General features: G+C 46.1%; 7 protein-coding genes. 6 read left to right on the top strand and 1 reads right to left on the bottom strand.

Annotation, left to right across the window (positions count from 1 at the left end; genetic code table 11):
• Positions 1-174: 174 nt before the first annotated feature.
• The 4 genes from ACIDITHRIX25_RS91725 to arfB all read left to right on the top strand — a co-directional run bounded on the left by ACIDITHRIX25_RS91725 (position 175) and on the right by arfB (position 6,676).
• Positions 175-1,152: a glycosylasparaginase gene (locus ACIDITHRIX25_RS91725; RefSeq protein WP_201732768.1), complete on the top strand. Its 978-nt coding sequence runs from the start codon at positions 175-177 to the stop codon at positions 1,150-1,152.
• 343 nt (positions 1,153-1,495) lie between these two features.
• The gene (locus ACIDITHRIX25_RS91720) at positions 1,496-2,464 is read left to right on the top strand and encodes an aldo/keto reductase (RefSeq protein WP_052605952.1); all 969 of its coding nucleotides are present in this window, start codon (positions 1,496-1,498) and stop codon (positions 2,462-2,464) included.
• A 1,275-nt stretch (positions 2,465-3,739) separates the two neighbouring features.
• The gene (locus tag ACIDITHRIX25_RS91715) at positions 3,740-5,068 is read left to right on the top strand and encodes a hypothetical protein (RefSeq protein ID WP_201732767.1); all 1,329 of its coding nucleotides are present in this window, start codon (positions 3,740-3,742) and stop codon (positions 5,066-5,068) included.
• Between the two features lie 1,212 nt (positions 5,069-6,280).
• A complete protein-coding gene (gene arfB / locus ACIDITHRIX25_RS91710; protein WP_201732766.1) occupies positions 6,281-6,676 on the top strand; it encodes an alternative ribosome rescue aminoacyl-tRNA hydrolase ArfB in 396 nt (131 codons plus the stop codon).
• Between the two features lie 1,670 nt (positions 6,677-8,346).
• Here the strand turns inward: arfB and ACIDITHRIX25_RS91705 are convergent.
• Positions 8,347-9,987, bottom strand: a complete 1,641-nt coding sequence (locus ACIDITHRIX25_RS91705; protein WP_201732765.1) for an APC family permease — start codon at positions 9,985-9,987, stop codon at positions 8,347-8,349.
• 790 nt (positions 9,988-10,777) lie between these two features.
• Here ACIDITHRIX25_RS91705 and ACIDITHRIX25_RS91700 point away from each other — a divergent pair.
• Both ACIDITHRIX25_RS91700 and ACIDITHRIX25_RS91695 read left to right on the top strand, forming a co-directional pair.
• A complete protein-coding gene (locus tag ACIDITHRIX25_RS91700; RefSeq protein ID WP_201732764.1) occupies positions 10,778-11,632 on the top strand; it encodes a transposase in 855 nt (284 codons plus the stop codon).
• Positions 11,633-11,913: 281 nt separating this feature from the next.
• Entirely contained in the window at positions 11,914-12,219 is a 306-nt protein-coding gene (locus ACIDITHRIX25_RS91695; protein WP_201732374.1) for a hypothetical protein, read from the top strand.
• Positions 12,220-13,229 lie beyond the last annotated feature (1,010 nt).

The raw sequence follows: 13,229 nt of genomic DNA, 5'->3' as shown, positions 1-13,229 counted from the left end.
CGTTCCAGATTGGCCAAGTATTACGGTGGCTTTGGCGGGGGCTGTCTTTGAGGCGATCGAACCTTGCGTGGCTCACATTTGTATTTGAGCTTTTGCCTTGTTCTTGTCGAAAGCTCAAAGATGGAAGTTGAAGAATCAGTTGAAGAATCATAGGAGTACGCCTTTAGCAATTCCATGGTTTTTGTCTCTGTGAGAGCCCTTGGGGCTGTATTGTGGCTCAATGAGTTCGATTCGGAGAGTGACATGTTATTAGTTGCAAGCGAAAATGGCGGAATTGGCATCGATGCCGTGTGGGATTTCATCTCAAATGGGGGAGATCTAATCTCTACTTTGGAGCAAGCATGCAAGGTGGTTGAAGACAACCCCAATGACCATAGTGTCGGTAGCGGTGGCCTCCCAAACTTGGTTGGTGAGGTAGAGCTCGATGCATCGATAATGGACGGAACTACCAGACAGGCCGGTGCCGTTGCAGGACTTAAGGGCTTCAAGAATCCAATAACTGTTGCGCGCGGTGTTATGGAACTCTTGCCGCACGTGCTCTTAGTCGGGGAAGGTGCTGCTAAGTTCGCTGATGAGATCGGCGCCCTTCGAGGTGAGCTTCTTAGCGACGAATCCAAACGAATATGGAGCGAGGGTGTCGCTAAGGTTCCAGCCGAGATCGCATCGGATACTCTAGCGCGTGCGCGTGCGCTTACCATGGATCCAGAGCGTGCAGTGGGTACAGTAAATTTCTTGGGTCTTGATGGCGATTCAAATATTGCTTCAGCGGTTTCAACTAGCGGGTGGGCGTGGAAGTGGCCGGGACGTGCCGGCGATACTCCAGTGTTTGGTGCTGGGAACTACTGTGATTCGCGTTATGGCGCGGCGGCTTGTACGGGATATGGTGAATTGTCTATAAGGGTTTCTCTAGCGAGAACGATTGTCTCACTTCTGGCTCGCGGAGCCTCACCAATGGAGGCCGGATCGGAAGCTCTTTCAGATATCTTCAATCTGGGAGAGCCAGTTGAAAACCTCATCATGCACGTTGTGGTTTTGGACAAGGCCGGAAATCACGCCGGTCTATCGACCCAGCCTTCAAAGTTTTATGCCTGGCGAGATGAATCGGTTGATTCATGTCAAATAACTCCTCGAATTCAGATAGTTCCGAAGTAGGAATAGCGTTGAATTGATTCCTTGACGCCCGTTTTCCCGTTGAAGTTGTTCAATCCATCGAGAATGCGACGGTACATTTTTTAATCGATGGGGACGGATTGGGTTTTTTGATGATGGCTTTTATGTTGTCCGGGCTCAATTTAGATTCGCCATGTAAACCCAACTAGTTGATCTTAATGAGTTGACTTTATTGGCATTTGTGATTGGGTGAGAGTTAGAAGTTGGGATCTGGACACTTGTCACTTATAGACAATAGGTATTGGCAGCATTTGATTTGCCTTTGTACAAGTGGACGACTTTTCGAGGGATTCAACTACGGTATTTTTAGGAGGTCGACAAAGAGATGAAATATGTAAAGCTAGGATCTAGCGGATTAGAAGTATCAAAGATATGTCTAGGTTGTATGAGTTTTGGCGAAGCCAATCGAGGTTCACACACTTGGACTTTGAACGAGGAGAGTTCCCGCACGATCATCAAGGGCGCACTTGAGGCAGGAATTAACTTCTTCGATACCGCAAATGTCTACTCGGATGGAACCAGTGAGGAGATTACGGGTCGAGCCTTGGCGGATTTCGCAAATCGAGATGAGGTCGTTATAGCCACTAAGGTTCACGGTCGGATGAGGCCTGGACCCAATGGAGCGGGCCTTTCACGCAAGGCGATAATGGCCGAGATCGACAATAGTCTTCGTCGTCTAGGAACCGACTATGTCGATCTCTATCAAATTCATCGACTCGACCATAACACTCCGATTGAAGAGACGATGGAGGCGTTGCATGATGTCTGCAAAGCGGGTAAAGCTCGATACATCGGGGCCTCTTCGATGTATGCTTGGGAGTTTTCTAAGATGTTGCATGTCGCAACTCAAAACGGCTGGACAAAGTTTATCTCTATGCAGAACCACTACAACCTCATCTATCGAGAAGAGGAAAGGGAGATGCTTCCGCTTTGTAAAGACGCTGGAATTGGGGTAATTCCATGGAGCCCACTCGCTCGAGGACGTTTGACTAGACCTGTCAATGAGAGCACAGAACGTGCAAATACCGATGAATTCGGAAAGTCGCTCTATAGAGATTATGATAATGAAATTGTAGACCAGGTCGTAGCGATCGCCAATGAAAGAGGCTCTAAGCCAGCTCAAGTGGCTCTGGCATGGATCCTTTCTAAGTCTGTTGTATCTGCGCCAATTCTCGGAGTGACTAAGTTGACTCAACTTATGGATGCTGTTGATGCCATTGGCCTAGAACTCTCCCCGACGGAGATCGAGCGCCTCGAGGCGCCATATAAGCCACACGCGATCGCTGGCCATTGATTCTGCTGGCCATTTCCATTGGCGGCTAAATCTAATACCAAGAACCTTTTTGGGCTTCATGTGCTGTAACTCATGGAGTCCAATTTCGGCACAATGTGGCGAAAAGGATAAGTAGCCTTGAGTCAAATTGATCGGAACTTCTAGAAGATCTATTAGCCGTAACGATTTGGACTAGTTCTGCTTTAGCGTTCAATAGTGGGGCTATCCGAAATGAATTATCTTTTTACTTTCGATGGCGAACTGCTCTATCGATATGGCATCACTAGCTATTAAGGGTGTTGCCATGTCAATTCGGCAACGCCACTGACCGTAAGCGACGAGAACTTTAATAGAAATGCATATCCTAAAGATCAAAAGATGGTGTTGCCAAGGCAGAAAGCCCGAGGTATCAAAGGGGGCTGTTGTCTGTGTGATTTGGACCCATGGTTGAATTGTATCAAATTAGCCAAAATGACGATTCCTAAATTTTGCGACCAGGCAATATGAGATTCGGCCCAAGAACCAACTCAAAGATTATCAAAGACAACGCCTCCACGATTGGTTTGGACGGGTTGTGAAATTGCACGTTTAGGAGTCGAATTTATCCAATCGGCATAGCCGTTGGTAGCGCTCAGCAAAGAGATGTGGTCGAAAGTGAAAGCTGCCACGTGGATTTCTATTGAGTCATTTGATCCACAATGTATGTCTTTATGATTGAATGCTGAGTTGGCCGCTCGCCCAGAGTTATTGGGGCTATCCCAATTGCAGGAGCGAATTGAGGGAGCGGATACAGGGAGGTTCGATACCCCTTCTGCGAGAGCTTCATGGTAAGAGTTGGAGTCGGTGACCTTTGTTCGATGATGATCCTAGATCCATCTTCGGTTCCATAGGCTAAGAGTTGTGGGAGACGTCAAATAGTTCTCTAGCTCAAGTAACCGACACGGATATATCGATTGATGAGAATTTTAAATTGGCCAGTTTTTGGCGGGATTAGGTTGGCAGAAGAAGACCTTTAATTTACGGAACGAGCAAAGGTGCCGACCATCGCGAGGCTCACCGTGCTATTGGGCGAAGAACGAAGAGGATTCCTCTTGAGACCAAACACTGCGACTCCTCTAATTATCTCTATAGAAACGGATGTTGTAGGTAAGGTACTGTAGCTTGACGATTGACGTCCAACTATGCGATTAGCAGTTGGGTTTTGGGGTTTTCTATTAGATTAACCTCATGAAGAGGTATTTTCGACCATCGCAGATCTTTGTTACACCCCACGTGCTCTTCGCGTGCGATTAGGGTGTGTCGGTCGTTGTCGTTATTGATATTACCAAACCAGAGCTTCAATCTCTAGTTTCGGTGCCGATCCCATCAAATGAGTATTGGCTCGCCTCTGCCTATGGAAAAAGCCTTTGGATCTGGTCGTTATCGGCACAAAGGACTCTTTATCATGTGCAACAAGGTGGCCAAGTCGCTTGCATTGAGATAGGTTATTCTGTCCACAGCTTGCTCGCCGATACAGGTGGGTGCTGGGTGCTTTCAGAGATCGACGATACTAGGCTACCTCATGGGCAAGATGAAAATCCAACGACCGAACTGCTCCTCATCGACAAAGAGACTTCGATGGTAAGATCTTTTCTCCTGGCGGGGATACCCCATGGAATTGGGCTGATTGGTGGCCAATGCTGGGTCTCAACACTCCATAAGGATCAAGATTGCCAGGGTACAAAAACAGTCTGGTGGCACCAAGATAGAGAAGAAGGGAACTTCGAACGAGGTCAACCTAATTTAGATTCCCTAGAAAGCGCGACATGGTCCTCGACGCCATGGAGGAGTTTTCGTGATCTACCGCGGCTCTACCGTCGTGATCTAACGGGCGTTACTCCATTGGGATTAGATGCCCATCTCCTCCTACGGCTGAGTCACACCAACGCCAAAGCGGAAGAGATTCGCCGTTTAAATGGTATGGTGATTTGGCCACTCAATGAAGATCAAAGAAACATCATCGCAAGTGTTCCACTAGGCGGAACACTGTTGGATACCCAATCCATAGATGACAGCCTCTATTGCAGCATCGCAAGCGATGATGGCATAAAAATAGTACGCCATGACGGATCGGAACCATCTGTCATGACCATCATTGGCGAGCATGACTTCGATGTTTCAACCTTCCTCCAGCGGCCACAATGGTTTGGTTTGGATCATTCTCCAGAGGAGGAAGTGCTACAACAACTTGCCGAAGTGAAAGCCTTCTTTCAGAGAGGATGGGGTTCGTCTGAACAAATACATCCTCCAGCAGCTGCCATTGAGGAAGTGAAAGTTCTCAAGCAAAGCGGATGGAGTGCGGCGCCACCCAGAAATCCTTCCAAGGATGCTATTGAGGGAGTGAAAGTTCTCGAGATTGAGGCGGTTGACAGTTGGCCAGATACAACCATAGAGATCACCTTCACTTCAACGCAACGTCCAGGTGTGATCTTTGTAAGGAAGTTTCGAGCTTTTAGAGAAAACGGAATGCCCTCGCAATATGATATTCCAATCAGCATGATGGAGGATCTTGAGACCGGTCGACTGCCACTTCCTAACCAGTATCGCTACGACAGTCGCGGACGAGTCCTAACACAGCCGCTCTAGATCTGACTTGTACTATTGGCTTTTAATTTGTAATATTGACTGTAATAGGGGGTAACTATCAATACTGATCTTGTAGATGCCAACGGGTCTTGGGCGTGAATTCCCTGCGCCTAAGATGTGATGGCACAGGGAATTCACCGGAGTCTCTGCGAACAAGGTTGTCATTTTGAGGGATTGAACAGTATCATTAGGGATCTTCGACAATATTCGTGCCAAGATGCTGGCTTGGTCTCGGCCATGAAATTCGGACAAAGAGATTCCAGGGAACAGTCTGCATAAAAAGACCCAGGAAAGCTATTTTAGGAGCGGCTGTCCCTCTTGGTCGATAGGGTCACTTGCAGTGACTTGGCATTTTTGTTCCAAGCATCGGTATGATTATTCGTCGAGTTTTTCTATAAACAAGGTAGCTTATAACCCCATGGTCAATAGTGATTCCCACGTCGTCGCCGGGATGTCGCCATTGTATTGGTTGATTACGGTGGGGTTGTGGAATTGAGTTTTTCAAACCATCTTAGCAGCGTTCATTATTGTTAAATTTACCCCGGAAATAGCGCATGTAGTGTTCGCGCCTTTTCGATTTTCGACCATAGTCTCGACCACAAGATCGTATCTCTGAGATTTGGTCATAGTAATGTAGATACTGGGGGCCAAAGGAGATTTCAAAGTTGAGGATGGTGAATTGAAGATGCGATTCGACAGATTTGGAGCTTATTTGACGCTGACTGGTCAAGTGATTGGCCATAGCAATTAGTCTTCGCGTCACGTTCGGTTTTCGTTTTGGCTAACAGGTACCTTTATAATCTTATGGACCAAGAGTTCTGACAAAGGGGCCAGGAGATCAAAGAGAATTCAATTCGCAATCTAAACTGTCAGATCTGAGCGTAATAAGCATGGTAAGCCAAATGGAACTGTAGCCGTCCCAACTTTGGCACCACTACTGTAAGTAACAGCGAAGAATCGAAGGTCAGGACAAAGCGCCAGTTGTCTAACACCTAGGGTGCTTTGCGTAATAAGTAATTCCTCGTGGTCACTTTGTCTCTAAGGAATGCTTCACTTTATGGGAATATGTCATAGGCTATGTCTCTTTCGAAGAAGTATCCTATTTGTATGTGTGCAATTTGGTAGATGGTGCTTGGAGGGGATTCAGGTTCTATCAAATAGTTTTTTCCGTAATTTAATAGGTTTATTTGTATCACAAAAGGCGTTATAAAAATGGCTTTGTCGCCGAAAATTACAGTACCTACTTCGTCTCTGACGTGGCGTTTTTCTAGAAGCTCAGGTGCCGGTGGTCAGCATGTCAATACTACCGATTCACGCGTCGAACTGATCTGTGATCTTAGCGGAATCTATTGCTCCAGCGTGAACCGCGACTTGATAATGCGACGTTATGGAGACAGCATACGCGTTGTTTCATCAACTCAAAGGTCTCAGGGTCAAAATCGCAAAATTGCACTTGATCGTCTACACGAACTGTTGGAGAATGCCTGCAAAACCCCAAAGATTCGAAAGCCTACTCGTCCGACTCGCGGTGCTAATCAAGCTCGATTAGATGACAAAAGGGCGCTTTCGAACAAGAAGCTTCAAAGGGCGATCAACGTCGATGAATAGATCGACCTTATGTGCTCTAGAGCTCTAGTGGGCCTAGGCAAATCTGCCGGGTTATCTTAAGATTGAATTCGAATTGGTTGGTATCTCATCTGTTCGGTCTCTCGTTAGTTCGCTTCCTAGTGGGATTGAGATTGATGGCAGCTACTGCTTTCTAGAGAGATCTCGAGCCATTTTGCTAAAGGAGAGAAGGTGGGCTAGAGGATTCTCTTCTTTTTGATTTACGGCTTTTGATGAAGCTCCATTCTCCTCTTAGATAGGGCAACGTAGGGGTTTACGATTTCGATATTGATTCTTTTCGATTGGCGTCCTGTAAAGGGGCGAGCAAGTGACTGCAATGGATGGCCGTGACCAAATTGAGGCGTGAATTTGGATTGTGGGCGCTTTTGGTTCGAAAGAATCTCCCCAAAAGGACAAATACACTTTCAAATGCAGCAATAAGGTGATCACGCAAAGAAGTCCTCAATTTTAGTAGGAATTTGAGGGGGGGGAGTTTAACTATAACGATCGAGAGGTTACCTACTTGGGATACTTTGTGGCCTGAACTTAATCAGCGGCCTGGTTGGTGGAGGGCTGTTTCGGATTTGAATTTCAGCGGTACATGGTTGTTGGATTTTAGGTCAAGCTCTCATTGCGGGTTTATATAGTCAATTAGCCCGAGAATATTCCTTCGTAGCAAGTGGGAGATTCACTTTTTGATTTTGACAAGGGTTTTGGCGGGTGGCAAGTATCTTTTCGGTTCCAGGTAATCTTGCTTTCCCATTGCGTAAATTTCAAGTTATCTAAGTGATATCGGTGCTTATTGGGCGCCGTTGTCGACTTGAGTCACGGTTGAGCTTTACTGGGTATTTTTTACAAGCTTAGGGTTGTGGTGTAGATGGCTGTTAGATCCTGGCCACTAGAGCCTCGTCGATCTATGGGCATAGCCCCACCTCTTTTTTTTGAAAGCCCCTCCAATCTCAAGGTCCGTCGCTCTTTGATTTTGTATTTCGCTGCTTTTGAGATGTTTTCTAGCTTGGGACAACTTGGGTAATTCGCTTCAAGCTCTGGTTCGGTGGTTTCTTTTTGTCTATTAAATGTGATGAACGCGGTCGTAATAGAGTGGCCCAGGACTTTTACCCTTTGTCCGGGCAACTGTTACCATTATTGATCTTCTATCAATCCTGCATTTTTTCAGTGGGCCCACAATGAAACTTTGAGGTAGATAGAAAGTTGTAATTGAGGTATGGGGAGTTTTGAATGAAGGGCAACTCTTTGATCAAGAATAAATTTCGGCTAAGGTGCCATCATTAGTATGGATTTCATTTTATTGTTGTGACGTTTGTCATAGTTTTACTTGTATGGATTGTGGCCTCCTGTGATTCGACAACAGGTGTAGGAGGACCATATTTTATGAGATATGGGTCTTTGATTGGCCTATCATTAGATTGTTGCTTGAGCGTGATCATGTATTTGAAATAGGCGACTTCGGTTATTTTCACTGGTCGTTCGTCCATAGATGTATCCATGAAGTCGCACGGGGAGCCGCACCTATGGCTGATAGTGGCGGGCAGATTGGGTAATAACAAAATGAGCCCCACCTTTGCAGGTAGGGCTCATTCTCTAGATTTTCTTATCTTCGAGATCACCTTTATGAAAAATTGGGTGATCTAGTGGCGAACTAGCGCTAGTTACTAGACGCCCGACGCAAGTTGATCGTCGGTGATCTGCTTGAGTGCCGCAATACCATCTTCGGTCTTTCGACCAGAAGCAACACCCCAATAGTAGAAGGCAAGTGCCAAAGCAGCCACTATAACCAAGTCGAGTGGGTAGTGGATTAGGCCCTTACCATGGTTGTATTGAGCGCCGAAGGTTGCTGAGCCGAAGTAGGTCATGGCAAGTATGGCGAGCAGGTATACAATTAGCCAGATAGCGCTCTTGAAGGACGCAGAGTCAACCTTATTGAGAGTTGAATTCTTGCCTGAGGCCGCAGCTGCATAGACCGCGGCGCCAGCGAGAACCGCTACAATGAGCTTCCAGTCAATTGCCCAACCGGTCCAGTAAATGACCATTGTGCCGATTACGAAGGCCAACGGAGCGACGATATTTAGCCCACCTAACCTAAATGGACGATTGGCTTCAGGATGGGTCTTTCGCAAGACGGTAATGCTGATTGGTCCGATCATGTAGGTTAAGACTGTAGCGGAGGAGATGACGCCAACCAAGCTACTCCAGGTTGGGAAGGGAGCAAGTGCTGCAATTCCAAAGATGAGAGTAACTAGTAGACCGACTGCTGGAACTGCAGTGCGTTCATTCAGCTTACGGAAGGGAGCAGGAAGGTACTTGTTGTTTCCAAGCGCGTAGAGGACGCGTGCAGTGGATGCCAAGTATACGTTTCCAGTTCCGGCAGGTGAAAGAACAGCATCTGCATAGAGCAGAGTTGCCAACCAACCAAGTCCTAGTGCGCTTGCAACCTGAGCAAATGGGCCAGTGAAGTTCAACGCTGCCCAACCCTTGGCTAAAGCCGAAGGTGCAATGCCAGCTATAAAGACGACCTGAAGTAGGGTGTAAAGGACTATGGCAATTCCAACGGCCATGAGAATAGCACGGGGTACGTCGCGCTGTGGGTTCTTTGCTTCACCAGCAAGATCCACGGCCTGCCGGAAGCCAAGGAAGGAATAGACGATTCCAGAGAGGCCGACGGCCTTTAGGATACCGGCAACTCCAAATGGTGCAAATCCGCCTGGCACCTTAGCAGCAGGAGCCATTTTTATGGTGTAGTTGCCCCAGTGGCCAGCAGCGAAGAGGAAGATCAAGATCGTAGCCGATGGCATGATAAATTTGATCATCGTCACAATCGTGTTGGTCTTCGCAAACGCTTTTACACCAAAGGCGTTAATTGCGTAAAAGAGCACCATAAGGATTGCTTCGGCGATGAAGCTATTTGTCTTGCTATTGGCGAAAATGCTGATGTAGTGCTGTGAGTACTGAATAACAGCTTCGGCTTCAATTGCTGGCACCGTAGTGTAAGCAATGAAGGCGGCCCACCCCATCATGAATCCGGTTAGGGATCCGTGCGTGAAGTGAGGGTATCTTGCGATACCGCCCGATTGAGGTAGCATCCCGGAGAGCTCGGCATAAACCAATGCGATCAAGGCGACCGCAACACCTCCAATGAGCCACGCTATTACTGCAGCCGGACCAGCGTCATTGGCTGCATAGAGCACTCCAAAAAGCCAACCAGACCCAATGATGGCTCCAAGACCGGCCATAGTCAAGTCGAGTCGGGACATGTCCTTTTTCAGCTTGATTGGCGATGGAACTTTAATGCTCATAATGTATCACCCCTTTGAAAGGAATCGTTTGAATGTAACTTGTTAGAAAATATCACGCAAATTAGGGTCGGAAGGCCCGAATTGGGTATTTTTCACCCGAATGTTACAAATGTGACGAAAGTTGCCGAAAGATTATTCCGCGTGCTGTCACCCTAAGTGCTCTTCGGGAAACTATCCTCAGGGCTCTTTGGCCGATTCTGCTCGATCCAATTCGGTACAAATTGCCTCTTGAGCAGGTATTATCTTAGTTTTCACTTGGGGCGGCGATCTCAAAGATCGACGAACATTTATGCGAACATTGTATAAATGTTGATGCTTGTGTTTATGGCTAGTTTTTTTCATCTTAACATTGTGAAAATGTCATTACATTTGCAACTGTTTTATTAATGTTTCGCCAATGTGAGTCGCAGTGATCTATTTTACCGGTCCTCTTGGAATAAAACTGAGATTTTTTTGGTAGTCCTTTTTCACAAGGCGTGCAAGGACTGAAACTGGGATGACTTTTTCTGAAGTCAAAATCACGGAGATGCAGAGACCGAATATCCAGCCAATCGATTAGTTTGAAGTATCATCTAGGTTTCGATCGCATCTCCTACTTGGAGTGTTAAAGGAATGTGGTCACAGGGAGTAAGGCCTTGTGCTGTCTTTATGACCAGGATTTATGCATTACCCTGGATCCACCGAAAATTTAGCCGCTCAACTTTGATTTTGGCATAGAAAAGGTTTTCTGAACTGGTAGAATGATGTTTGAAGACAATTCAAATCTATCAGTTCAAGGAGCACCTTTTAGATGCGAGCATCTGCTAGTGCTTTAGAGTGTTTGATAGTCACCTTTGACGATTCGAACGCAGTTTCCAACAGTGGATTAATACTCCCTATCACCCTTGCTGAGAGACTTGGCCTTAGGGATCTCTTTGATTTACACATTGACCTAGAGGATCGTCCTGGACGAGCAAATGTTGGCAGAAAAGCTATGGCTATCGTCGCATCTATCTTGGCCGGTGGTGATTGCATTGATGACACTGCAATCCTTGAAAGCCCAAATGCACAAGTGATTCTTGGTCAGATAATGCCAGCACCATCTAGGTTTGGTGTCTTCTTGCGTAGTTTTGAGACCAGTGACATCGCAGATGTTGAACGAGTTGCAGCTTTGTTGCTAAAACGAGCCTGGCTAGCTGGAGCAGGTCCAGGTGATGAGTCACTCACCATTGATGTTGATTCCACAATATGTCAGGTATATGGAAACAAAAAAGAAGGAGCTTACTTTGGTTATACCAAAGTAAGGGGGTATCACCCACACCTAGCAGCTGTTGGTAAAACAGGTGACATTCTTGGAATAGTGACACGTGAAGGCAACGCCAATACCGCTCGTGGTGCCGGGGAGTTTGTAACCCAGGTAATCAACAATGCCAGAGCCGCTGGAGCAACTGGTGAAATAACCATGCGTTTTGACTCTGGGTTCTACTCAAGAGCCGTAAGAGACACAGCCAGCCAAGGCAATGTTCGCATTTGCATTACAACACGGATGTCAAAACGATTGAAGCAGGTTATTGCAGCCATACCAGAAGAAACATGGACTTCAATTCCTTATTGGCTTGAAGGTGGAGCTGATGTAGCAGAAGTGAAATACCGTCAAATACAGTAAATATCGCGCATTTGCAAGAGATAGACAAGACGTTCGTCTTATCGTAGGAAGAACAAAGCCTACTCCAGGGTCTCAGCTGGCACTATTTAGAGACTATGACTATCACGCATTTATTACCGATCGACAAGGCGAAACGCTTTTCCTTGAGGCTGATCACCGAGCACATGCCCAGATCGAACTAGTCATCAAGGATCTCAAAGGAGGTTCTAGATGGAATCATGTTCCATCCAGATACATGAACGCTAATGCCGTTTGGTTGGCTCTGGTCTAATTAGCCATTGGTGCAACTGCACACAACCTGGCACGGTGCAACTGCACACAACCTGGCGCGGTGCAACTGCACAACCTGGCGCGGTGCAACTGCACAACCTGGCGCGGTGCAACTGCACAACCTGGCGCGAATAGGTGCTATTACAGAAACTGTAATAACCACACCAAAGCTTCGACGGTGTTACTTTCAGATCGCAGGACATATCACTCGTTCAGCTAGAAAAGTAATACTGCATCTTGAAGAACACTGGCACTATAAGGATAAGTTCTTAGAGGCTCTTGATCGGATCAGAAAGTTTGAGATCGCCATCACCTGAACATCTGGTTACCTAACACACTGAATATTACTTGAAGGAATTGCTCTAGAAGACAAGGGATTAGGTCACTATACCCAAAATGAGATTTCAGAATCTCAAAAATGACCAAACAGGCTCAACCACAAAGGGAATAGGTCATATTTGGCACTCTGAAACCAGATTTAATCTATAGACCCTCCGTCAAACCTAAATCAGTTCCAAAAAACCGACTTGAAGTCACACCGAGGGGCTCAAGCTGGTCCAATTCTGTGGATTCAGGATTACTTGACTTTATTTATGAAAAGATCTCTACTTGTAGCCGAGATAGAAGTGGCTCCGGATCGATCTAATTGAGAGAGCAGTACAGTAGTTTTCATCGGAGTGCGTGGATTTGGGCAATCGGCGCGAATTTCTAGTTTTTGGGAGAATGGATGAATGTTCAAATAAGAAAGCTGAGAAATGGTTCGTTCTTGATAAGACTTAATTGAGAGACAGGCTGTCTTGATAAATCGCTGGTGGTTTTTGAATCCATGAAATATTAAATGCATAATTTAGTCAGTTGAGCTTTTTAAAAAGTCGGTTTATCTGATGAATTATTTAGACTGCAAATTTAAACCTATAATTATCGATCATTTAGTTGATATACTTTAAAAAAGATTATTGATTAAGATTTAATTTTGTCCATGGGGGTTATTGTCGAATAGCGGCAGTTTTTAAATTGCATGTTATAGCGTGAAAGTCCCGATATTACATGATAAATATCTTCAGTCGTCGTGCCTTGAGTCGTTGTTCAATGAATATTGGTTATGTGGCTTCCGTTGGAAGCTCCAGCAAGTAACTTGAAGCCCTTTGGTGTGTATCGCAGTCTGGAATACGCGAACCGTTCATGACTGCAGCGGTATCAAATATTGCAGTGGCTTCAGGTATTTAAGTACGCTAGTTTGTTGCGACTACGAGCCCTTTTGTGCGTCCTAATAGTTGGGCCGAAGTTTAGCGTTCGGTTAGATAAATTAGAGTTTCAATTATTTTTT

This window comes from Acidithrix sp. C25 (assembly GCF_904848545.2).
This window is presented reverse-complemented; position numbering and strand designations above follow the sequence as displayed.